Below are 23590 nucleotides of genomic sequence, written 5' to 3' on the forward strand. Positions count from 1 at the left end.
TCGGGGGAAAACAGCCCGTGAAACGCGGCGAGAAGCCGGTTTCGGCAATGAATCGCCCTCCGCACCGCAGCAATATGCCTGGCGGCAGGATGGGCTCCCGCGGCGGATGGACAGGTCTTCATGCGTAGAACAGTCGTCAATGAGGCCGGGCCTCCTGACCTCGACCCCCTGGCACCGGAGCGCGCGGACGGCGCCACCGCGTCACGCCGACTCCGCATCGTGCTGGTCGCGTTCACCTGCGATCCAACACGCGGCAGCGAGCCGGCCATCGGGTGGGGCTGGGCCGAATCACTTGCGAGACGCGGGCACACCGTGGAGGTCCTGACGCACCCCGAGTTCGACAGCGTGCAGCACGCCGAGCGGCGAGTGGCCGACCTGGGGACGGTGGGCGAACGGATCAGACTGCACGTCATCCCGGAACCGCGCGCCCCCCGGTGGACCGGGCTGCTGCCCGGCCCGCTGAGCGACATGGCCGCGGAAGTCCGGCGCTACGACGGATGGCAGCGCCGGGCCCTGGCGTACGCCCGCAGCCACGGGCTCGACGGGGCCGACCTCGTACACCACGTCTCGTACGGATCCCTGCAGGGCGGCTCCGCCCTGCGCCACCTGGGACCGCCCTTGGTGTTCGGTCCCGTCGGCGGTGGCCAGATCGCACCGCACAGTCACCGGCGTTACCTCGGCGCCGCCTACCGGCAGGAGGCGCTGCGGACCTGGCTGTGGGTTCGCTGCCTCAGCCGTCGGCGGTCATGTCACATGACACTCCGCGAGGCGGCAGTGGTGCTGGCCACCAACCGGGACACGGCACGACGGGCTCGCCGTCTGAGCCGGACCGACACTCATCTGATGCTGGCCGACGGCATCCAGGAGTCCCTGATCCGGGAGTCGACGCAGGAGCGGCCGGCTCGGTCCGGTCGCCCGCCCACCGTTCTGTGGGTCGGCAGGCTGCACCCGCGCAAAACCCCCGAGTTGGCGGTGCGGGCGATCGCACATCTGCGGTCGGAGATTCCGGATGCGCGCCTCGTGATCCTCGGCGACGGACCTCTGCGGCCAACCCTGGAACAGCTCGCGCTCCGCCTGGGAGTAGGTGAATCCGTCGAATTCCGGGGCCTGTTGCCCCGGGAACAGGTTTTCACCGCCTGTGACGAGGCCGACGCGTTTCTGATGACCAGCCTGCGGGACTCCTCCAGCACGCAGACCCTGGAAGCGTGGGCCAGAGGCCTCCCCGTCATCCATCTCGGCCACCACGGCATCAGTGACTTCTCGGCGCCGGGCGGGGCGATCTCCGTGCCCCTCGGCGACCCTGCCGATCTGCCACAACGCCTCGCGTGGGCACTCAGCGGTGTCCTGACCGATCAGCAAACAGGCCGCTGCATGGAACGAGCCGCACTGGCGTGGGCGCGGAAACACACGTGGACGGCGAAGGCGGAAACCGCCGAAGAGCTCTACCGCGCCATTCTGCCCAGCTCAAGAAAACGCCCGAATTGATCGACAGTGTCGGTGTCCGTGCGAACCTTCGAGAGGCAGCCATGCTCGTATCAGTGATCATCCCTCTGTACAACACAGAGAAGTACATCGGAGCCTGTCTCGGGTCCGTCCTCAGCCAGACGCACCAGGAGCTCGAAGTCATCGTGGTGGACGACGGGTCCACCGATGGCGGCGCGGCGATCGCCGAAGGCATCGCTGACCAGCGTGTTCGGGTTGACCGAGGCGCGAACCGGGGAGGAGCAGCCGCCCGCAATCGCGGTCTCGCCCTCGCCAAGGGTGAGATCGTGGCCTTCCTCGACGCTGACGATCTCTGGTATCCGGAGAAGCTCTCCGAGCAGATCAGCGTCCTGCAGAGCGACCGCGGTGTCGTCGCGGTCGGCGCGGTCTTCCAGTATGTGTCCGGAAACGGCCGCCGCCTGCTTGGCCGGACGGGTCAGGATGCTCGGGACGCCGACTCCCGAGAGCTCCTGCAGCGGGGTCGGCTGATGCCGTTCCCGTTCAACTCCTCCCTGATCGCCTGGACCGACACCGTGCGGGCCGCGGGAGGGTTCGACGAGTCACTTCCGGTCGTCGAGGATCTCGACCTCATGACTCGACTGGCCCTGGCGGGATCGGTTGCCACGGTCATGCGGCCGCTCGGTGCCTACCGAGTTCACAGCGACTCCCTTTCGGCCAATCGTCACGCCAAGATGATGATGCTCATGCGCTTCGTCGAGAAGCGGGCCACGGCCCGGCTCGAGGGCCGGTCCGCACCCGACCTGGAATCGTTCGTGTCCTCGTATCGCCTCACGAGGGCGCAGCGGCGGCGGGACGGCGCGGCGCGGCGATTCCGTGACGCCGGCCTGCTGGTGCTGGAAGGACGGTACGTCAGGGCGACCGCGCTGTGCGCTGCCGCCCTGGTGGCCCGGCCGTCGTACACGCTCCGCCGCATCGCGATGCGCCTTCCGGTCCGTCGTACGCCAAGTGCCGTCGCCCAGGGCGGAAGCTGAGTCCCCAAGGCGTCACCGGCTCGGTGCGAGGCCGCCGGCATGATGCCGGGGCGGCTCAGCCCAGTTCGGCGGAGCAGACGCTCGACACGTGGTCGACGACTGTCTGCTGGCTCGGCAAGGGGGGCGGCGTCGGTCGGCCGAGCGCCCGCAGGGTCCAGCCGGCGGACCGCCACAGTGCCGCGTCGAGGGCGTTGCGCGCGTCGAGGATCTTCCGCGCGGGTGTCACGGCGGCCAGCGCGGCGGCGTCGATCCGGCGGTAGTCGGTCCACTCGGTCAGGTGCAGCACGAGATCGGCGCCCTCGCACGCCTTGGCCACGTCGGGGACGTATTCGAGCATGGGCAGGACGGCCCGCGCGTTGTCCATTCCCTCCGGGTCGTGCAGCCGTACGTCCGCGCCCTCGCGGTGGACCGCGGCCGCGACGGCCAGGGCGGGCGAGTCGCGGACATCGTCGCTGTCGGGCTTGAACGTGGCGCCCAGGACGGCGATACGGCGTCCCTCGAATCCTCCGCCTGCCATGTCCCGGGCGATGTCGACGGTGCGTCGCCGCTGCCGCGTGTTGATCTCGTCGATCTGGCGGAGGAACGACACCGCGCCGCCGATGCCGAGTTCGTCGGCGCGGGCCGTGAACGCCCTGATGTCCTTGGGGAGGCATCCGCCTCCGAAGCCGAGGCCGGCGGAGAGGAAGCGGCGGCCGATGCGGGAGTCGTACCCGAGGGCGTCGGCCAGGGTGGTCACATCGGCACCCGTGGCATCGCAGACCTCGGCCATGGCGTTGATGAACGAGATCTTGGTGGCGAGGAACGAGTTCGCCGCGACCTTCACCAGCTCGGCGGTGGCCGGGTCCGTGCTGATGTACGGCACGCCGGCGCGCAGCATCGGCGCGTACACCTCGCGCAGGGTCTGGTCGGCCCGCCCGGACAGGACGCCGGCCACCAGCCGCTCCGGGCGGAGCGTGTCCTGGACGGCGAAGCCCTCCCGCAGGAACTCCGGATTCCAGGCGACCTCGACGTCCGTGCCCTGAGAGGCGAGTTCCTGGACGCGCGCGGTGAGCCGGGCCGTCGTTCCCGCGGGGACCGTGGACTTGCCCACGATCAGGCAGCGGTGGCGCAGCCGGGGCGCCAGCCCGTCGATGACGGCGTCGACCGCCCGCAGGTCGGCGGCGGGCGAGTCCCGGCGCTGCGGGGTGTTCACACAGACGAAGTGCACGTCGCCGAAGTCGGCCGCCTCGTCGAGCGAGGTGGAGAAGCGCAATCGCCCCGAGCCGACGGTTCTCCTGAGAACGTCCTGCAGACCTGGTTCGAAGAAGGGCACCCTGCCCTCGCCGAGAGCCGCGATCTTCTCGGCGTCGATGTCGACTCCGAGCACCTCGTGTCCGATGTCTGCCATGCACGCGGCGTGCACGGCACCGAGGTATCCCGTTCCGATGACGGTCAGTCGCATCTCACTCGCCGCTTTCTGTGTTCAGTTCGGATAGCCGGACGGGTTGAGTTCCTGGAACCGCCATGCGTCCTCACACATCGCGGTGAGGTCCCTCGTCGTGGTCCAGTTCCAGGCCCGGGCCACGGCGCCCGGGTCGGCGACCAGGGCCGGCACGTCGCCGGGGCGGCGGCCGGTGATCTCGTACGGGATCGGCGTACCGGAGGCGCGCTGGAAGGCGGCGACGAGTTCGAGCACCGAAGTGCCCTGTCCCGTACCGAGGTTGAAGACGCGCATGCCGCTGTCGTCGTCGAGGCGTTCCAGCGCAATACGGTGGCCTTCGGCGACGTCCATCACATGGATGTAGTCGCGCACACCCGTGCCGTCGGCGGTGGGGTAGTCGTCGCCGAAGACGCTGAGCTTCGGGAGCCGGCCGGCGGCGACCCGGGCGAGGTACGGCATCACGTTGTTGGGCACGGCTGCCCGGGGCGCCTCGCCGAGCAGTCCGCTGGGGTGCGCGCCGACCGGGTTGAAGTAACGCAGGGCCAGAACGGAAAGCTCGGGCAGATGACGGCAGGTGTCGGCGAGCACCTGCTCGCAGAGCCATTTCGAGGCGGCGTACGGGTTGGTGGGGCCCGCCGGGTCCTCCTCGGTGATCGGCACCCGGGTGGCGTTGCCGTAGATCGAGCAGGACGAGGAGAACACCAGGCGGTGGACTCCGTGGTCGTGCATGGCGCGCAGCAGTGCCGTGGTGCCGCCGACATTGGTGTCGTAGTACTCGACGGGCAGTTCCACGGACTCCCCGACGGCCTTCTTCGCGGCGAAGTGGATGACGGCGTCGACATCGTGCTGGTCGAACACCCGGGAGAGCGCGCGGCGGTCGAGCAGGTCGGTCTCGTGGACGGCGGCCGGCGGGCGGTCGGCGATTTTCGCGACGCGTTCCAGCGCGCCGGGCGAACTGTTGGAGTAGTCGTCGACGACCACCACGTCATAGCCGTGGTCGAGGAGTTCGACGCAGGTGTGGCTGCCGATGAAACCGGCGCCGCCGGTCACCAGGACGGTGGTGCGACCGGGCATGGGTTACCTCTCTTCGCGCTCGTTTCGGGTGACCTCCTGTGGCACATGCTCGTCATGCCGTCGGCCACCGGCTGAACTCACGCTTCAGACCGAGGGGTCCGTGACGGTCGCGAGCGGCTCGTCGCCGTACGGCCGGCTTCTGAACCACTCCACGGTCCGACGCACTCCGTCCGCGACCGGTACCTCCGGGTGCCAGCCGAGGTGTTCACGGGCACGAGCGATGACCGGGCGGCGGCGGACCGGGTCGTCCGTGGGGAGTGGGTGGTACTGGATCTCCGCATGTGAACCCGTGATGTCGAGGACGAGTTCGGCGAGGTCGGACACCGTCCACTCCTCTGGATTCCCGAGATTGAACGGCCCGGTCTCGGACGAGTCCAGCATCGCGATCAGGCCGCGGACCAGATCGTCCACGTAGCAGAAGCTGCGGGTCTGCTTGCCGTCGCCGTAGATGGTCAACGGCTCGCCGCCGAGGGCTTGGGCGATGAAGCTGGAGACGACCCGGCCGTCGCGCCGGCGCATGCGCGGGCCGTAGGTGTTGAAGATCCGGACGATTCCCACGTCGACGCCCTGGCTGCGCCGATAGGCAAGAGAGACGGCTTCTGCGTACCGCTTGGCCTCGTCGTACACGCTGCGCGGTCCGACCGGATTGACGTTGCCCCAGTACTCCTCGTCCTGAGGGTGGACGAGCGGATCGCCGTAGACCTCACTTGTCGAAGCGAGCAGGAACCGGGCGTTGTTGAGCCGGGCCAGCTCGAGGGCGTTCTCGGTGCCTCGGCTGCCCACGGCAAGGGTCTGGAGGGGCAACCGCAGATAGTCCGGCGGCGACGCGGGGCTGGCGAGATGGGCGACGGCGTCGACCGGACCGGGGACGTCCACCGAGACACTCACGTCGGCATGGATGAATTCGAAGGCGGGAAATTCCCGCAGGTGTGCGATGTTCTTCGGCCGCCCTGTGCTGAAGTTGTCCAGGCAGACGACGGCATCTCCACGCCGCAGCAATGCCTCACACAGATGTGAGCCCAGAAAACCGCCCCCACCGGTCACGGCAACACGCATGGCTTTTCTCCATGAATTCAGGAAAGGGGTGGAGACGTTCTGTAAAAACATCGAAAAGGATATGAGCAGATTCTCGGTTCGCCTCGGGAACGCGTCTGCAGCCATGCACTGTTTGGCCGGTACCCGCGGGGAACGTGCCAGGGCGCACAGTCGTCGGCGCGCATGGACCGATCACTCTCACGTGTGAATGTGCGCCTCGCGCGTCGCGTGGCTGCCGGCGGCCCACGGTCATCGTGGGAGGGTCCTGGCCCGAGGCAGATCCTTCGTGACAGAACTCAGGAGCGTCATGGAAGCCGACTTCCCGGTGGCCTCATGACACAGCTGACTTCCGTCACTGTCCGGGGCATGCGCTGGACCTATCTCGCCAGCGCGGCCGGCGCCGCCGTCCAGATTCCGTACGCGGCCGCGATGGCCCGGCTGCTCACCCCCCAGGACTTCGGGCTGATGGCACTGGCATACCTGGTGCCGCGTTTCGCTCAGAACTTCGCCCAGGGCGGTCTGAGCTCCGTAGTGGTCCAGCGCCCCTCACTCACAGACCGCGACGTCCGCGTGATCTTCACGCTGGCCCTCACCGTCGGCACCTGTTCCTCCACGGCGGTGTATTTCATCGCGCCATACGGGACCGAACTGGTCCACGGCCCCTCCGAATTGACCAGCCTGATCCGGATGCTTGCACTGGGCCTGTTGATTGCAGCTCTCGGCGCCCCCTCCACCGGACTGCTGAGCCGCGGTATGCGATACCGGGCCGTTGCCTTCACCGACTTCTTCTCCTTTGTCGTCGGCTTCTGCGTCACCGGAATCTCTTCCGCGCTTCTCGGCGCAGGCGTGTGGAGCCTTGTCTACGGCACACTCGGATGGACCCTGCTGCAGGCCCTTGTGTCGTACCTCATGGTCCGGCACTCGCTGCGTCCCCTGTTCGATGTCCGGGCCATGCGTGACGTCATGCGCTTCGGCGCCAAAGTATCGGCCGGCGGCTTCCTGGAATACCTCGCGGCGGACTGCGGCAGTCTCGTTATCGGCCGCTACGTCGGCGTCACCGCCGCCGGGCTCTACAACCGCGCCGCACTCCTTGCCTCGTTCCCGCTGCAACAGATCCAGAAGGCGGGGAGCAAGGTCCTCTATCCCGCCTTCAGCCGCATCCAGCACGAGTCCGGCCGGCTCGGCGCCTCACACGCCGACGGTATCTCTCTGACCACACTGGTTCTCTTCTCCGTGTGGGCGATGATCGGGGCGAGCAGCGAGCAGTTGGTGGCATTGCTCCTCGGCAGCCAGTGGCGAGGCAGCGCAGAACTGGTCCCGATCCTGGGACTGAGCAGCGCGCTCAGTCTGGTGGCGAACTTCTCGGGCACGCTCGTTGAGGCCATGGGCGCCGTGGGACGCAAGGCCGCCATCCATCTGGTGCAGGTGATGGTTCTCATCGCCGGAACGTCGTTCGCGCTGTTCCTCGGCTGCGGAGTCTACGGACTGATGGTGGTGGCCCTTGTCAGCGAGTTCATCAAACAGGCTCTGTTCCATGTATGGCTGACCCGGCTCTTCCCCACCACCCGGCGGCTGGTCGCGGAAGCCTACGCACAGGCTGCCGCTCTCGCCGCCCTGATCTGGCTCGCTCTGTGGTCCGTTCAACTAGCGCTCGAGGACAGCCCTCCGGCGGTGATGCTTGCGGCCAAGCTGGCTGCCGCAGGTGCGCTGGTGCTGTGCTGTGTGCGGTACGGGGCCGGTCTGCACGGTGTGCGTGTCGCCCGGGAACGTGGCCTGCTGCCCGCTGTGCTCTGGCGCCGATCAGCTACGGGTCAGTAGGCGCCGTTGCCCTCGAAGACGGCCCGCAGCGTCCGGCACAGGATGCCGAAGTCGCCTGCGGGCGACCAGTTGTCGACGTAGCGCAGGTCCAGGGCGACGGTCTCGTCCCAGGACAGCTCGGAGCGGCCGCTGACCTGCCACAGACCGGTGAGTCCCGGCTTGACGCTCAGCCGTCGCAGCTCCACCTCGTTGTACTCCGCCACCTCATCGGGCAGCGGCGGCCTCGGACCCACCAGGGACATGTGCCCCTGCAGCACGTTGACCAGCTGGGGCAGCTCGTCCAGTGAGAAGCGCCGGAGCACCCGGCCCACGCGCGTGATCCGGGGATCGCGGCGCATCTTGAACATCAGCCCGTCGTGCTCGTTGGTCCCGGTGAGCTTGTGCCTCAACAGCTCGGCGCCCGCGACCATGGTGCGGAACTTCGCCATGCTGAACTGGCGGCCGCCCCGCCCGACGCGGATCTGGCGGTGCAGGATCGTGCCTGGCGAGTCCAGCCGTACGGCGATCGCCACTCCGACAAGCACGGGGACGAGCAACACCAGCAGCAACGCGGCGCCCAACCGGTCCGTCACCGCCTTCAACAGCAGGGCTGCGCCGCGGCGGACCGGCGGGGCCACGTGCAGCATCGTGAGACCTGCCGAGGACGAGACACTGACCCGGCGCTGCACCACCTCGGTCAGACCGGGCACGACGACGAGCGGACGGCCGTCCTCGTACACGGCCCAGGACAGCCGTCGCAGTCGCTCCGACGCCATGCTCGGTCCGGACACTACGAAGACCAGGTCCACCTCCAGCCTTCGTGCCGCCGCCAGCACCGGCGAGGAGTCACCGGAAGGTTGCGCCGGGGTCTGCCGGTCCAGCCGCGCCGTGACGGGAGCCACCAGGTTGGGGTCGTCGTCGCCGATCGGGCATACGCCGACCGCGACGAACGCGTGGTCCGTGCGGCGCGCGAGATGGTTCACCAGGCCGTCGAGAGCGGCCGCCTCACCGATCACCAGGGCGCGGCGGACGGCCTGTCCGGCACGGCGCCTGGCCAACAGGTGACGATGGGTCAGGCCTTGGCACGTCACGGTGACCGGGAGGCATGCGAGCAGGCCGGCCAGCTCCAGATGAAAGGGGGGTCCCTCACCGGTCGCCGCTCTCACCACGGCGAGCAGCGCCACCAGAATCAGCCAGTCCCGCAGCAGTGGGGCGGCATTGCCGCGCTCTCCCAGGTTGCGCCATGCGTACCGCGTGCGTGAGGCCCGTACCAGCACCCAGACCCCGGCCATCACGGCCGCGTACCTCACGGCATGTGCCTCGCCGGCCAGGCACAAGGTCATGTACACCGGCGCGGCCGCCCCCGCGGCGTCGACGATCAGTGCGGTCGGCAGGTACCAGGCGGGCTTGCCGTCCCGTCTTCGTCCGGTGCCAGGCGGCTCCCGGTCGGACCGCGCCCGCGTATGCCCTGGCAGCGGCACGAAAGGCACGTCTCCGCGAACAGTCACGGTCACCCTCTCCGACAGGCTCCAACGGATTGCTACGGGTCCGTGCACCTCCCCGAGGTGCAGCAGGCGGCGGACGCCGTCGAGTGTGTCCGACGGGTACACGGTGGAGCGGGTGGCGACGCTCGTCCGGGAAGAACGATCACCCGATGAGCAGCATCGGCGGTCTGTCCGTCGCGCGTCGCTGCGCCAGGCGAGTGGACTCACCACGGCGCCCCACCCAAAGCGGATACGAGGCGGCAATATTTGCGGAAATTTGTCTCTTATGCCCGAAACTGTCGAAGGCGCCCTGTCATGAAAATCGCGGTGGTCCACAGCTTCTACACCTCCGCAACGCCCAGCGGAGAGAACGCGCTCGTAAGAGACCAGGTGCGTGCGTTGGGCGCGGCGGGCCACGAGGTGGAGCTGTTCGCCGCCCACACCGACGAACTGGCGCGGGATCCGCTCTACCCGCTGCGAGCAGCGGCGCGCGTGGCGTCCGGACTGGGTCACAACCCGCTCGCCCGGTTGCGCTCCTACGCCCCCGACGTCGTGCACGTCCACAACCTGTTCCCCAACTTCGGGCGTTCCTGGGTACGGAACTGGGGCGGTCCGCTCGTCGCGACCCTGCACAACTACCGGCCGCTGTGCGCCGCGGCGACGCTCTACCGTGCGGGCGCCGTGTGCACCCGGTGCCCGGACGGCGAGCCCTGGGCGGCCCTGCGCTACGGCTGCTACCGCGACTCGCGGGCCGCGACGCTGCCCCTGGCCTGGGCCGGACGGCACGGACACGCACGGGACCCGTTGTTGGCCCGCGCGGACCGACTCGTCGTCAACTCCCGGCTGAGCGAGCAGACGTACCTGCGTGCCGGTGTGCCCGCCGAGCGCCTGGTGCTCGTACCCAATTTCGTCGACGCACCGCAGTCCGGTGAGCCGCAGGGGGACGACACAGGCCGTTGGCTCGTCGCCGCGCGCCTCACTGCCGAGAAGGGCGTCCTGGAACTGCTGCGTCAGTGGCCGGCTCACGAGCCGCTGGATGTCGTCGGCGACGGCGAGCTCCTCGCCGACTGCCGCGCGGCCGCCCCAGCCTCCGTCCGCTTCGTCGGCCATCTCGACCGGACCGAACTGTGCCGGCGGATGCCTTCCTATCGCGGCCTGGTCTTCCCCAGCCGGTGGTACGAGGTCCAGCCCTGCGTGCATGTCGAGGCTCTGGCGGCCGGGCTTCCGGTCCTGGCGTTCGAGGGCTCGTCGGTGGCCGAGGCGGTACGGGAACACGGCACCGGCCTGGTCACCCGATGGGACAAGGCCCTCGCCCCGGTTCTGGCGGAGGCGGCCACCCGCTTCCCGTCGCTGCGTGCCCACTGCAGGCAGGTGTACGCCGACCACTTCACGGAGCGGGCCTGGATCACCCGCGTTGCCGAGGCGTACCAGGCGGCACGCGTCGCCAACGGCCGCATCACGGCGCCCGCCTAGGAAGGCCGGCTCGGAAGGGCGAGGATTCGTGAAAACGGGAGTGGACAAGATGATCGCGGGTGTGGCGACGGTCGCCGTTCTGCTCACCGGAGGCCGCTGGGTCTCCCACATGCATGTGGGGCCGCTCTACATCGGTGATCTCCTGCTGTGTGCGGCCTTCCTGCACGCCATCCTGTCGAGACTGCTGTCCGGGAAGCGGCCCGGTCGCATCTACGGACCGGGAGTCCTGGTCGGGCTGCTGCTGGTGGTCGCAGGGTTCCGACTCCTCGACGTGCAGGGCGATGTGCGAACGGCCGCCCGTGACGCAGCGCCCTTCGCCTATGCCGCGATCGCCTATCTGTCCGCGGGCGCCTACCAGAGAGTGAGCGATCGCGGCCGAGAGCGAACGGTCCGGATGATCCACGGCGGGCTGCTGCTGCACCTCGGGTGGATGGTGGTGGCGACACTCGCACCGGAATTCGTCGCCACACTGCCGCAGGTGGGCAATACACGCGTCTTCGAGATCAGGACCGATTTCGACGTGGCGGTGCTCGGGGTGCTGACGGGCCTGTCGATCCTGCGGATCAGACGGGGACGGGTCTGGCTGCACGCGTCGGTGGCGATCGCGGCGCTCTTGACGGGCCTGGCACAGGTGAACAGGGCCGGTCTCCTCTCCTGCGCCGCATGCGTGCTGGTGGCCGTCGTGTTCAGAGCGGGCAGGAACGGTCGTCTCACCCCCCGCGCAGTGTTCCTCGGAGCGACCGCGGTCCTTGGGGTGGCGGTGGTGCTTCCGCTGTCTCCGGCCGGCCAACGCCTCCTCGCGCTCAACGCACGTCCGACATCGTCCTCGGAGATCGTGGAAAACGCTCAGGGCACCACGCGCGCGCGCCTGATCGCGTGGGACCGGGTGGTGACGTACACCCTGGATGATCCGGCACGCTCGGCGATCGGTGTGGGCTTCGGACCGGACTTCCTCCAACTGTCCAACGGCGACCTTGTCATCGGCCGGGGAATCGGAGTGCGATCCCCCCACAACTACCTGGTCACCTGCTTTGCCCGGCTGGGCTTCGTCGGTCTCACCGTCGTCGTCGCGCTGCTGGCCGGCCTTCTGGCCATTGTGTTCCGGACCGTCCGCAGAGGGCCGCCCGACGAGCTGACGTCGTTGTGCGTGCTGCTGGTGCTCTCTCTTCTCATCGCAGCCATGTTGGGAGTCATCCTGGAGTCACCGTTCGGCGCCGCTCCCTTCTTCTGGGCGGCCGGAATCCTGCTCGCGGGCGACCGGTCGCAACGGGCCCGTCTCCGGCAGAAACCGGAACAGAACACCCTTGTCAGCTCTCCTCAGGAGGTGTTGGTATGAGCGTCGCAGTGGTGACCGGCTCGGCCGGTCTGATCGGGTCACAGGCGGTAAGGCACTTCGCTCGCTTGGGACTTGACGTCGTCGGCATCGACAACGACATGCGCTCACGGTTCTTCGGACCGGAGGCCTCGACCGCGTGGAACGCGAAACGACTGTCCGGGGACCTCGGCAAGGCCTACGCCCACCACGGCGTGGACATTCGCGACCGGGACGCGCTGGCGGCCGTCTTCCGGAGATACGGCCGGGACATCGCCGTCGTCATCCACACCGCGGCGCAGCCCTCCCACGACTGGGCGGCACGCGACCCGTTCCTGGACTTCGACATCAACGCCGCAGGCACACTCAATGTGCTGCAGAACGTTCGTGAGCACTGCATCGAGGCCCCGCTGATCCACTGCTCCACCAACAAGGTGTACGGCGACCGCCCCAATTCCCTGCCGCTGGTCGAGCACGAGACGCGCTGGGAGATCACCCCGGATCACCGCTACGCCGCCGGCATCGGCGAGGACATGCCCATCGACGCCTGCCTGCACTCCGTCTTCGGCGCCTCGAAGGTGGCCGCGGACATCATGGTCCAGGAGTACGGCCGCTATTTCGGACTCAGTACAGCCTGCTTCCGCGGCGGCACGCTCACCGGCCCGGGGCACTCCGCCACAGAACTGCACGGCTTCCTCGCCTACGTGATGCGCTGCGCCATGGAGCGACGCACGTACAAACTCATCGGGTACAAGGGCAAGCAGGTGCGGGACGCCATCCACAGTCGTGACGTGGTCACCGCGTTCGAGGCGTTCTTCCGCAACCCACGCAGCGGCGAGGTGTACAACCTGGGCGGTGGCCGGCACTCCAACGCCTCCAATCTCGAAGCGATCGCGCTGGCCGAGAAGATCTCCGGGAACGAGATGCTCGTCGAGCACGTCGACACGCCCCGGACCGGCGACCACGTCTGGTGGATCAGCTCCAACGCGCGTTTCGAACAGCACCATCCGGACTGGCAGTTGACGCACGATGTGCCAATGATCATGAATGAGATCTACGAGGCCAACGTGGACCGATGGATCCCGGCCCGGTGAAGAGGAACGTTCTCGGCGTCCTAGTCGACGTGACGAGCTACGCCGGTGCGGTGGATGACGTGCTCGCCGCGGCCCGCGAACGCCGCCCGTTCGCGGTGACCGCCCTGGCCGTCCATGGCGTGATGACGGGCGTGCTGGACCGGGAGCACGGTGCCCGCCTCAATTCCTTCGACCTGGTGACCCCGGACGGACAGCCCGTGCGCTGGGCACTGAATGTGCTGCATCACGCAGCCCTCACCGACCGGGTGTGCGGCCCGACCCTGACGCTGCACGTTCTGCGCGCAGCGGCCGACGAGGGCCTGCCGGTGTACTTGTACGGCTCGACGGAGCAGACGCTGGACCGTCTGGTGCTGAACCTGCAGAACACGCTGCCGGCTCTGAAGATCGCCGGTCACGAGGCGTCCAGGTTCCGCGCGGCACGCCCTGGTGAGGACGTGGAGCTCGCCGCCCGGATCATCGCATCCGGGGCACGGATCGTCCTGGTCGGGCTTGGCTGCCCGCGCCAGGAAGTGTTCGTGCATGCCATGCGTCCGCTGCTGCCGATGCCTCTGCTCGCGGTCGGTGCCGCGTTCGACTTCCACGCGGGAATCCTGCGGAGGCCGCCCGTGTGGATGCAGAAGCACGGGCTGGAGTGGCTGGGGCGGCTGGCTCTGGAGCCGGGCCGGTTGTGGCGGCGGTACCTCGTTCTCAACCCGTACTACCTGGCACTTCTTGCCGCACAGTGGGCCCGGCTGCGGCCGGCAGACCCGCCGCCCTCCACGACGGACAGGCCGACTGAGTTTCCCGTGTGATCCGATGGCTCGCATCCCTGCCGGCCCGTCGAGCCATCCGCAGCGCTCGCAGGCATACGCCAGGCTGTGCTCCATCAGAGCGCCATGCCGCTCGCCGGCACGGCGACGGCAGGCCGCACGGGCAGCCGCAGCCCTACCAGTCCTGAGCGTCGCACCCTGTCCCGGGACTGTCGCCCCTCCTCGAACGCGTGCATCATTGCCCAGGCGTTGTCGACGGTGCTGACGAGGTGAACGGTGCGCGTGCGTAGAGGCGGGATCTGTGCGGCGGCGGCCCTCGGCGGCATCCTCTTCCTCGCCGCGTGCGGCCCCACCGCGCACCCCGCGGCCGCCCACCACACCCCCGTACAGATCGCCAACGCCCCGGCCAAGTCGCCCATCCCGCACGGCAAAGGCAGCACAACCCCCGACGACTTCAACGGTGACGGACACCGCGACCTCGTCCTGGACGACCTGGTGAAGGCGCAGAGCCACGCCGACGACGCGGGCATCGGCATCGTCTACGGCGGCGCGCACGGACTCACCCCGGGCGCACGGCAGTTGATCGGTCCCGCCAAGTACGCGGCCCGCACCAAAGGCCAACTCCCCGCCGTCTTCGACGCGGAAGCGAGCTGCGACCTCGACAAGGACGGTTTCACCGACCTGGTCGTGTCCACCGACCCGCCCTACGACGGCCAGGGCCAACCCCCGGTCCCGCTCCAGATCCTCTTCGGCTCGGCCACCGGCCTGACCCACGCCGTCGCCCTGACCGTTCCCGCCCGCGCCCGCTTCGGCAACGACTGGCCCGACCAGCCCGTGTGCGGCGACTTCGACGGCGACGGCGCCAAGGACCTCGTCCTGCACGCGTCCGGCGGCCGACTCACCTACCTGCGCGGCCCGTTCACCCGCAAGGGCGCCCCACGCGCGGCCGGCGCCCCGATCCCCTCGACCGGCGAGTTCCCGACCGGCCCGGCGGCCGACGTGAACCGCGACGGCTACGACGACCTCGTGGTCCGTACGACGGAGGGCACGAGCAAGGCGTCCGTCGTGCTCGGCGGGCCCGCCGGCCCCACCCGCACCGGCACCGCTCTGCCCGAGGGCATCGACATCGCCCTCGGCCGCTTCGGCAAGGGCGCGGGCCTGGACGCGGCGGTCGGCGCGATGGGCGGGACCGCCCTGCGCTACGACCTCCCGACCCCCACCCGCGCCACCCTCGCCTCCCCCGGCTCGGTGCTCGACGCGGCCGACTTCGACGGCGACGGCCTCAGCGAACTCGTCTCCAGCGGCTCGCAGTTGAGGGTGTTCCGGGGCCGTACGACAGGCCTGTCGACGGCGGGCATGGTGACCGTCGAGCCACCCGCCCAGGGCACCACCCGGGTGCTCACGGTCGGCGACTTCGACGGCGACGGACGGGCGGACCTCGCGGTGCGGACGTACCGGGGAGAGACGAAGGACACCGTCGCCGTCTATCCCGGCGTGAAGAAGAAACTGGTGGCGGCGGAGCCGGCCGTCACCTTCTCCAGCTCGGAGTTCCTGGGCGGTTGACTCCACAGCCGCCACAGGCACCTCAGTAGCGCTGAAAGTCGTTCAAGAATTTACCGAACTCACGTACAACCCTTACGCCCCAGTACAGGTCTCCTGATCGCCGACCGACCCGTGAACCCGAGGACAACTCCCGGCGAACACGGGGCGGCCCGCACCCCATCGACTGTGGATGCCCGCCAGGCATCCCCGCATGCCGCAGGAGAAAACCGCATGCACAGACCTCTGCGTCTCGCCCTCGCGACGGCCGCCGCCGTCACGCTGACGGGCGGACTGCTCACCTTCACGGCCGTGACCGCCACGGCCGCGGACTCCACCAGCGTCCCGCAGGCCGACTTCAACGGTGACGGGATCGGCGACACGGCCTTCTCGGCCGACGGCGCCTACGTCAGCGGCAAGAAGGCCGCCGGACAGCTGGTCGTCCTCTACGGCACGAAGACCGGCGTCTCGTCCGCCAAGCGCTCCACGATCAGCCAGAACACCACCGGCAACCCGGGCACCGCCGAGGCCGGCGACCACTTCGGCGGGGAGACGGCGTACGCCGACTTCAACGGCGACGGCTACGACGACATCGCCGTCGGCTCCCCCGGCGAGGACGTCGGCAGCGACGTCGACGGCGGCGGCCTCGCCATCCTGTGGGGCTCGGCCTCCGGCATCACCGGCAAGGGCGTCTCGGTCGCCGACCCGGCCCCCACCGCGCACGACTACTGGGGCAAGAACCTCGCCGCCGGCGACTTCGACGGCGACGGCAAGGCCGACCTGGCCGTGGGCAGCTCCAACGCCACCATCTACGTCCTCAAGGGCGGCTTCAACGCCTCCGGCACGCCCGGCGGCAAGTACACGATCAAGCCCCCGATCATGGGCACCGACGCGAACGGCCCGCTCAACCTGACCGCCGGCAACATCAACGGCGGCCAGGAGACCGACCTGGTCATCGACGGTTTCGAGACCGACACCGACTACGGCTGGAACAAGAACTACTACGTTCCCGGCTCCCCGACCGGCCTGAACATGTCCGCGTCGGAAACCCTCAAGCCGGGCGTCATCACCGCGATCGGCGACATCGACGGCGACGGCTACGGCGACATCGTCAGCGGCGCCTACTGGAACCCCACCACCGAGGACGGCACGACCGTGCCCGACTCCGGCAAGGGCGGCAAGGTCTGGGTGACGTACGGCTCCGACGGCGGCCCCCTGACGCCCAGCGCCGCCGGCATCACCCAGGACACGGGCAACGTCCCCGGCACCGCCGAGGGCAACGACTTCTTCGGCTACGAGCTCGACCTCGGCGACGTCAACGGCGACGGCTTCCTCGACCTCGCGATCGGCGTGGCCGGCGAGAACATCGGCAGCGCCACCAACACCGGCGCGGTCACGGTCCTCTACGGCACCGCGAACGGCCTGGACACCGCCTCCGGCGCCCAGTCCTTCGCCCAGTCCACGGCGGGCGTGCCCGGCAACGACGAGAAGAACGACTACTTCGGCCAGGACGTCAAGCTCGACGACGTCACCGGCGACGGCAAGGCGGACCTGCTGGTCGGCTCCCGGGAGAACGCCGACAACGGCGCCGTGACCTACCTGCCCTCCGACGGCACGAAGATCATCACGTCCGGCTCGCGCACCGTCTCCCCGAGCACCTCGGGCGTCTCGACGACGGGAACGCCGTTCTTCGGCGCCAACTTCGCCGACTGACCTCCCGAGCGACGGTCGACCGACCGTCCCGTTCCGGAGCCGGGCCCTCACCCTCGGGCCCGGCTCCTCTCCTCTCCTTTCTTCTCCTCCTCGCCTCTCCCGGTCCCTTCTCTCCGGAGCCCCCGCCTTGCGCAAGCGCACCCTTCTGCTGGCCGCCTGCCTCACCACCGGCCTGCTCACCGCCCTGCCCGCCGCCACCGCCTCCGCCGCGCCCTCCGGGCTGTCGGGCGACTTCAACGGCGACGGCTACCGCGACACCGCGATCGGCGCCCCGTGCGCCACCATCGGCTCGGCCTCGTGCGCCGGCGCGGTCGTCGTGCTGTACGGCTCGTCCTCCGGTGTGTCGGCGGCCAGGAAGACCGTGATCACGCAGAACTCCACCAACGTCCCGGGCACTGCCGAGGAGCTCGACCAGTTCGGCGGCAGCCTGGCCGCCGGTGACCTGGACGGCGACGGCTACGCGGACCTCGTCGTCGGCACCCCCAGCGAGACCGTCGGCGACCGCGACGGCATCGGCACCGCCACCGTCCTCTGGGGCGGCAAGTCAGGCCTGTCCGGCGGCTCGGCCCTGCCCTCGCCGGCCGGCCTCACCGAGTGGGGCGGCTACTCCTCCGGCATCGCGACCGGCGACTTCAACGGCGACGGCAAGACGGACGTCACCGTCACCGGCCAGAGCCGCACCGGCCTCTACCGGGGCCCCTTCGCCCGCACCGGCAAGCCCGTGAGCCTGACCGACGTGTACGAGGTCGGCACGACGTACGAGGTGATCGCGGGCGACCTGAGCGGCGACGGCGCCGCCGAGCGCGTGTACCCGTACACCGTCAGCGGCGACCACGGCGGCGTCATCGGCTACCTCGGCTACGACCCCGGCGACGAGTCCCACCCCGAGTCGGACTACGCCCTGACCGATCTGCCCGCCGCCGACGGCCACCAGGGCGTGGTCGGCGACATCAACGGCGACGGCTACGGCGACCTCGTCCTCGGCGACCACGAGGACCCGCGCAGCGACAAGAAGACCGGCCACAAGGGCGGCCAGATCTCCGTCTGGTACGGCGGCCCGAACGGCCCCGACCCGGCGCAGACACCGACCGTCATCCACCAGGACACCGCCGGCGTGCCCGGCTCGGGCGAGACCGAGGACCGATTCGGCGCCTCGCTGGCCGTCGGCGACATCAACGGTGACACGTACGCCGACGTAGCGGTGGGTGCCTTCACCGAGGACAACGGCACGGTCAAGGACTCGGGTTCCGTGACGATCCTGTTCGGCTCGGCCACCGGGCTGAAGGGCTCGGGCGCCAAGTCGTACACCCAGAACACCACGGGCGTCCCCGGCAGCAGCGAGACGAACGACGAGTTCGGCACGTCGGTCCGCCTGGTCGACCTCGACAAGAACGGCAAGGCCGATCTCGTCGTCGGCACCGGCCGCGAGAACGGCTACGGCGCCGTCACTGTCCTGCGCGGCAGCGCCTCCGGCCTCACCACGACCGGCGCCAAGTCCTTCACCGCCCGCGACGTCTCCCTCAAGGGCGACGCAGGCTTCGGCTGGGTGATCGCCCAGTGACGTACCGCCGACTGGCCGTCCTGCTCGCGGCCTCCCTCACCCCGCTCGCCCTCACCGCGCCCGCGGCTCACGCGGCGACGCCCGCGGCACCGTACGACTTCAACGGCGACGGCCGTGCCGACCTGGCCGTCGGCGCGCCCGCCGCCACCGTCGCCGGCAAGGCGAAGGCGGGCGCGGTGTCCGTCGTCTACGCCGGCTCCACCGGCCTCAAGCCGTCCACGTACAAACTGCTCACCCAGAACACGACCGCCGTCCCCGGCACCGCCGAGGCCGACGACGCCTTCGGCTCCTCCCTCGCCTCCACCGACCTGGACCGCGACGGCTACGCCGACCTGCTCGTCGGCGCCCCCGGGGAGGACGTCGACGGCGACACCAACGACGGCACGATCGTCATCGTCTGGGGCTCCAAGTCCGGCCTGACCGGCGGCCGTACGCTCGTCAACCACAACGACCGCGACAACGACCGCTACGGCAAGGCGGTCGCCGCCGGCGACTTCACCGGCGACGGCCTGCCCGAGATCGCGACCGGCTCGACCGGCTTCTACGGCCTCAACTTCGTCAACGGCCCCTTCACCAGGACCGGCGCCTTCAACGGCGGCAGCGGCGGCTCCTTCTCGTACGCCACCCGCCCGTACTCGGAGTCGTACGGCATCGAGTCCCTCTCCACGGGCGACGTCACGGGCCGCGGGTTCGCCGGCCTGGTCGTGCACGGCCGCGAGAACGGCACCGACGACGCGGTCACCACCCTGGTGGACGGCAGCATCAGCAACTTCAACGACTGGCTGGTCACCCTGCCCAGCGGTTACGTCTCCTCGGTCGGCGACATCGACGGCGACGGATACGCGGACGTCGCGGTCGGCAACCACCGCGAGACCTCCGCGGACCCGGCGGGCGCGAAGGGCGGCAGGGTCACCGTCCGCTACGGCGGCCCGGACGGCGTGGACACCTCCCGCGCCCCGCTCTCCGTCACCCAGGACACCGCGGGCGTGCCCGGCGCCGCCGAGACGGGCGACGCCTTCGGCTCGGGCGTCGTTGCCGGCGACCTCAACGGCGACGGCTACGCCGACCTGGCGATCGGCGCGTCCGGCGAGAACTCCGGGGCCGGCGCGGTCACCGTCCTGTACGGCTCGGCCTCCGGCCTGAAGACGACCGGCGCCAGGACCATCACCCAAAACACGGCAGGCATACCGGGCACCTCCGAAAAGAACGACCACTTCGGCGCCCGCGTGGCACTCACCAAGGGCACGGGCCTGACGATCTCGGCCCCGGGCGAGAACTCCGGCGACGGCGCGATCTGGTCCCTGCGCGGCACGACCGCCACCAGCTTCGGCCCGTCGACCACCGGCATCTCGACCACGGGCAGCCCCAACTACGGCTCGGTACTGGGAGGTTGATCACCAGGTTGATCACCCGGCCACGGGCGCGGGGAAGCCGCCGTACGGACCCCATGGGCACCCCACAGGTGCCCTAGGGGGTCTCCTTACCCTCCCCTTAAGGGATGTCACAGCTCGGCAGCAATGCCGGGCCCGAACCGCCGGGCCCGGCACGTCACTCTCCGGGACCAGGTACGTTCGAAGACGTGGCTGGATTCAGGATCGGACGCGGCGCCCGGAACAACGGAGCACCGCAAACGCGACCGCAACAACCCCCGTACGGCCAGCAGGCCCCGCAAGGCCCGTCGTACGGCTATCCCTCGGCGCCGCAGCCCCACCCCGGGCAGCAGCAGTACGGGAACGGCGGCGGCCAGTGGCCGCAGGGCAACGGCGGCGGCTACGGCGGCCAGGACGAGCCGGAGTACTTCGGCGACGGCGGCGCCTACGCACCGCAGGGCACCCCGGACCCGTACGCGGCCAACAACCCGGGCCACACGCAGGCGTTCTCGGTGGGCGAGGACCCTTACAACCAGGGCGGCACCTACCGCGCGGGCTCGGCCCCGGCGGCCCCGGTGGGCCCCCGCCTCCACTGGAAGGCCCTGCTCCGGGGAATCGTCCTCTCCCCCACCCAGACCTTCCTCCAGATGCGGGACTACACGATGTGGGGCCCGGCCCTCATCGTGACGTTCCTCTACGGCCTCCTCGCGGTCTTCGGCTTCGACGGCGCCCGCTCGGACGCGATCAACGCCACCCTCGCGAACGCGATCCCGATCGTCCTGACGACCGCCGTGGCGCTGGTCCTGTCGTCCTTCGTCCTGGGCGTGGTCACCCACACCCTGGCCCGCCAGCTCGGCGGCGACGGCGCCTGGCAGCCCACGGTCGGCCTCTCCATGCTGATCATGTCCCTCACGGACGCCCCCCGCCTGGTCTTCGCCATGTTCTTCGGCGGCGACGCAACCTTCGTCCAGGCCCTGGGCTGGGCGACCTGGGTAGCAGCAGGCGCCCTCCTCACGATGATGATCAGCCGCTCCCACGACCTCCCCTGGCCCAAGGCCCTGGGCGCCTCGTCGATCCAACTGATCGCCCTGCTGTCGATCGTGAAGCTGGGCACGTTCTAGATCCCACCGGTTCGCGCGGCACGAGGTCCTCGTACGGCGTCCGCGTACGACGTCCTCATACGGCGCCCTCGTACGGCGAAGGGGCTCCCGGCACACAGCCGGGAGCCCCTTTTGCTGCGCCGAAGGTCAGGCGTCCAGAACCTGCCCGGTTCGCTTGATCACCGGGGGTTGAACGCTCCACGGGAAGTTGATCCACTCATCGGTCCGCTTCCACACGTACTCGCACTTCACCAGCGACTGCGTCTTCTCGTATATGACGGCCGAGCGGACCTCGGCGACGGTGTCGAGGCAGAAGTCCCGCACGAGCTTCAGCGTCTTTCCCGTGTCGGCGACGTCGTCGGTGATGAGCACCTTCTTGTCGGAGAAGTCGATGACGTTGGGCACGGGAGCGAGCATGACGGGCATCTCGAGGGTGGTCCCGACGCCCGTGTAGAACTCGACGTTCACCAGGTGGATGTTCTTGCAGTCGAGGGCGTAGGCGAGCCCACCCGCGACGAAGACGCCCCCGCGGGCGATGCTGAGCACGACGTCCGGCTCGTACCCGTCGTCGGCGACGGCCTGCGCGAGCTCGCGCACGGCGACCCCGAAGCGTTCGTAGGTCAGGTTCTCCCGTACGTCGCTCACGGTGCTCACACCTGCGTCCGATGGAAGTTGAGGAAGGACCGGGAGGCGGTGGGGCCGCGCTGGCCCTGGTACCGGGATCCGTACCGCTCGCTCCCGTACGGGAACTCGGCCGGCGAGCTGAGCCGGAACAGGCACAGCTGGCCGATCTTCATGCCGGGCCAGAGCTTGATCGGCAGGGTGGCGAGGTTGGAGAGCTCGAGCGTCACATGCCCGGAGAAGCCGGGGTCGATGAAGCCGGCGGTGGAGTGGGTGACGAGCCCGAGCCGCCCGAGGGAGCTCTTCCCCTCGAGCCGCGAGGCAAGATCGTCGGGGAGGCCGATGACCTCGTAGGTGGAGGCCAGGACGAACTCCCCGGGGTGGAGGATGAACGGCTCGTCGCCCTCCGGCTCCACGAGCCGCGTGAGATCCGCCTGCTCGACGGACGGATCGATGTGCGGGTACCGGTGGTTCTCGAACACCCGGAAGTACCGGTCCAGCCGCACGTCGACACTCGACGGCTGCACCATGGATTCGTCGTAGGGATCGATCACCACTCGCCCGGCGTCGATCTCGGCCCGGATGTCCTTGTCTGAGAGAAGCACGCCCCGAGGATACGCAAGGCGCGCGGACCGACCACAATCGTGCCGCCCGCGCGCCCGCTACTGCTGTATTGCTACGGCTGTACTGCCGTACTGGTGCTGTCCTCTACCGCTGTTTTCTACCGCTGTTCGCTGATACTTCTCTCCGCCGATGCTTCTCGCCGCTAGTGCTTCTCAAGGCTGACCGGCACCACACTGCGGAGCCGGGCACACCGTGGACACCGGACGAGCCGGCCGGGGCCGAGCCGGTCGGCCTGCTGCATCGGGAACGAAGCGGTGCTGAACACGTGCCCATCGGCACAACGGACGACGGTGCGCTCCATCAAGTCCAAGAGTCCCTTCCCCAAGAGCCGCGTCGGGCTGCTGCTCACCTGACGACGAATGCCACATTACGGGACCAACAGGACGACTCTCCAGGCGGCACTCCCACCACACCCGGACCCTCTCCCACCCCTCCACCGTACGCCCCAACTCCGGCCCCCCGCAGCCTCGTCGGCCCCGCGCAACGCACGCCCGCCCCACGGCTTCAGCGCCGGGGGGCGGGGATGAGGTAAGGTGACGGTGCGTTCCGACACCGGCTCCGACCGGCGTCTTTCGCGGGTGTAGTTTAGTGGTAGAACATCAGCTTCCCAAGCTGAGAGTGCGAGTTCGATTCTCGTCACCCGCTCCATAACAAAGGCCCAGGTCATCGACCCGGGCCTTTTTGCTGTCCGCCGTGATCAGTTGTCGCGTGCCAGATTCTTGCCAGAACGTTGATCGTCGGGCGCGGATGTTGTCTGTTCTGGCACGGCCGCAGCTTCCTGGCGTGCCTTGCGTGCGGTGGCGTCGAGTCCGGCAGCAACTTCCTGCTGTCGATCGTCGTCGGAGTGCTGGTAGATCAATGCGGCCTTCTCGGATGACTGGCCGGCGCGGACCATCGTGTCCTTGAGGGTGACACCCGAGCGGGTCGACAGGGTGTGTCCGATGTGGCGAAGGGCGTAGAACCGGAAGCCCCCGGGCACGCCGACGATGGTTCGGGCCTTACGCCACTTGCGGCCGAAGGTATTGCGACGGAAAGGGGCGCCCTTCTCACCGAGGAAGACCAAGCCGTCCGGGCCTTTACCCGCGAAGCGTCCAATGAGGCATGGGCCGGGCTGCACGAAGGCCGTATCGAGGCACGCAGAGCACTCTTA

18 protein-coding genes, 1 tRNA gene and 1 pseudogene are annotated in these 23590 nt (G+C 69.3%); 13 read left to right on the top strand and 7 right to left on the bottom strand.

Annotation, left to right across the window (positions count from 1 at the left end; translation table 11 throughout):
• The first annotated feature begins 120 nt into the window (after window positions 1-120).
• On the top strand, window positions 121-1485 hold the full coding sequence (locus tag OG303_RS24040) for a glycosyltransferase family 4 protein (RefSeq protein WP_405870781.1): 1365 nt from the start codon (window positions 121-123) through the stop codon (window positions 1483-1485).
• Window positions 1410-2474, top strand: a complete 1065-nt coding sequence (locus tag OG303_RS24045; protein WP_405870782.1) for a glycosyltransferase family 2 protein — start codon at window positions 1410-1412, stop codon at window positions 2472-2474. The genes OG303_RS24040 and OG303_RS24045 overlap by 76 nt, the downstream gene beginning before the upstream one ends.
• A gap of 55 nt (window positions 2475-2529) precedes the next feature.
• On the opposite strand, the gene OG303_RS24050 is transcribed toward OG303_RS24045, so the two are convergent.
• The 3 genes from OG303_RS24050 to OG303_RS24060 form a co-directional block, all read right to left on the bottom strand.
• The gene (locus tag OG303_RS24050; protein ID WP_405870783.1) at window positions 2530-3915 is read right to left on the bottom strand and encodes a UDP-glucose dehydrogenase family protein; all 1386 of its coding nucleotides are present in this window, start codon (window positions 3913-3915) and stop codon (window positions 2530-2532) included.
• A 21-nt stretch (window positions 3916-3936) separates the two neighbouring features.
• The gene (gene galE / locus OG303_RS24055) at window positions 3937-4968 is read right to left on the bottom strand and encodes a UDP-glucose 4-epimerase GalE (RefSeq protein ID WP_405870784.1); all 1032 of its coding nucleotides are present in this window, start codon (window positions 4966-4968) and stop codon (window positions 3937-3939) included.
• An 84-nt stretch (window positions 4969-5052) separates the two neighbouring features.
• On the bottom strand, window positions 5053-6024 hold the full coding sequence (locus OG303_RS24060) for a UDP-glucuronic acid decarboxylase family protein (protein ID WP_405870786.1): 972 nt from the start codon (window positions 6022-6024) through the stop codon (window positions 5053-5055).
• A gap of 345 nt (window positions 6025-6369) precedes the next feature.
• Here OG303_RS24060 and OG303_RS24065 point away from each other — a divergent pair, with 345 nt between their 5' ends.
• Window positions 6370-7821, top strand: a complete 1452-nt coding sequence (locus OG303_RS24065) for an oligosaccharide flippase family protein (RefSeq protein ID WP_405870788.1) — start codon at window positions 6370-6372, stop codon at window positions 7819-7821.
• Here OG303_RS24065 and OG303_RS24070 read toward each other — a convergent pair.
• Window positions 7815-9308: a sugar transferase gene (locus OG303_RS24070; RefSeq protein WP_405870790.1), complete on the bottom strand. Its 1494-nt coding sequence runs from the start codon at window positions 9306-9308 to the stop codon at window positions 7815-7817. The genes OG303_RS24065 and OG303_RS24070 overlap by 7 nt on opposite strands.
• Before the next feature lie 291 nt (window positions 9309-9599).
• Between OG303_RS24070 and OG303_RS24075 the strand changes: the two genes are divergently transcribed.
• The 9 genes from OG303_RS24075 to OG303_RS24115 all read left to right on the top strand — a co-directional run bounded on the left by OG303_RS24075 (window position 9600) and on the right by OG303_RS24115 (window position 21216).
• Window positions 9600-10757, top strand: coding sequence for a glycosyltransferase family 4 protein (locus OG303_RS24075; RefSeq protein ID WP_405870792.1), 1158 nt, complete (start codon window positions 9600-9602; stop codon window positions 10755-10757).
• A 49-nt stretch (window positions 10758-10806) separates the two neighbouring features.
• On the top strand, window positions 10807-12093 hold the full coding sequence (locus OG303_RS24080; protein WP_405877446.1) for an O-antigen ligase family protein: 1287 nt from the start codon (window positions 10807-10809) through the stop codon (window positions 12091-12093).
• A complete protein-coding gene (locus OG303_RS24085; protein WP_405870793.1) occupies window positions 12090-13163 on the top strand; it encodes an NAD-dependent epimerase/dehydratase family protein in 1074 nt (357 codons plus the stop codon). The genes OG303_RS24080 and OG303_RS24085 overlap by 4 nt, the downstream gene beginning before the upstream one ends.
• Window positions 13160-13954, top strand: a complete 795-nt coding sequence (locus tag OG303_RS24090; RefSeq protein ID WP_405870795.1) for a WecB/TagA/CpsF family glycosyltransferase — start codon at window positions 13160-13162, stop codon at window positions 13952-13954. Before OG303_RS24085 ends, OG303_RS24090 begins: the two co-directional genes overlap by 4 nt.
• Window positions 13955-14188: 234 nt before the next feature.
• Window positions 14189-15475 carry an FG-GAP repeat domain-containing protein gene (locus OG303_RS24095; protein ID WP_405870797.1) on the top strand — a complete coding sequence of 429 codons (1287 nt, stop codon included), beginning with the start codon at window positions 14189-14191 and terminating at the stop codon, window positions 15473-15475.
• Between the two features lie 210 nt (window positions 15476-15685).
• Entirely contained in the window at window positions 15686-17164 is a 1479-nt protein-coding gene (locus OG303_RS24100) for a VCBS repeat-containing protein (RefSeq protein WP_405870798.1), read from the top strand.
• A 127-nt stretch (window positions 17165-17291) separates the two neighbouring features.
• Window positions 17292-18725 carry an FG-GAP-like repeat-containing protein gene (locus OG303_RS24105; protein ID WP_405870800.1) on the top strand — a complete coding sequence of 478 codons (1434 nt, stop codon included), beginning with the start codon at window positions 17292-17294 and terminating at the stop codon, window positions 18723-18725.
• Window positions 18722-20119 carry an FG-GAP repeat protein gene (locus OG303_RS24110; protein WP_405870801.1) on the top strand — a complete coding sequence of 466 codons (1398 nt, stop codon included), beginning with the start codon at window positions 18722-18724 and terminating at the stop codon, window positions 20117-20119. Before OG303_RS24105 ends, OG303_RS24110 begins: the two co-directional genes overlap by 4 nt.
• Before the next feature lie 104 nt (window positions 20120-20223).
• Window positions 20224-21216 carry a Yip1 family protein gene (locus OG303_RS24115; protein ID WP_405870803.1) on the top strand — a complete coding sequence of 331 codons (993 nt, stop codon included), beginning with the start codon at window positions 20224-20226 and terminating at the stop codon, window positions 21214-21216.
• 126 nt (window positions 21217-21342) lie between these two features.
• Here the strand turns inward: OG303_RS24115 and OG303_RS24120 are convergent, their stop codons facing one another.
• A complete protein-coding gene (locus OG303_RS24120) occupies window positions 21343-21840 on the bottom strand; it encodes a phosphoribosyltransferase (protein ID WP_405870805.1) in 498 nt (165 codons plus the stop codon).
• Between the two features lie 5 nt (window positions 21841-21845).
• Entirely contained in the window at window positions 21846-22421 is a 576-nt protein-coding gene (gene dcd / locus OG303_RS24125; protein WP_405870806.1) for a dCTP deaminase, read from the bottom strand.
• Between the two features lie 593 nt (window positions 22422-23014).
• Here dcd and OG303_RS24130 point away from each other — a divergent pair.
• Window positions 23015-23088 (top strand) — tRNA-Gly (locus tag OG303_RS24130).
• 49 nt (window positions 23089-23137) lie between these two features.
• Here OG303_RS24130 and OG303_RS24135 read toward each other — a convergent pair.
• A pseudogene (locus OG303_RS24135) lies at window positions 23138-23527 on the bottom strand (site-specific integrase); the annotation flags it as partial.
• Between the last annotated feature and the right edge of the window lie 63 nt (window positions 23528-23590).

Source organism: Streptomyces sp. NBC_00005, assembly GCF_045160215.1.
Lineage (GTDB): Bacteria > Actinomycetota > Actinomycetes > Streptomycetales > Streptomycetaceae > Streptomyces.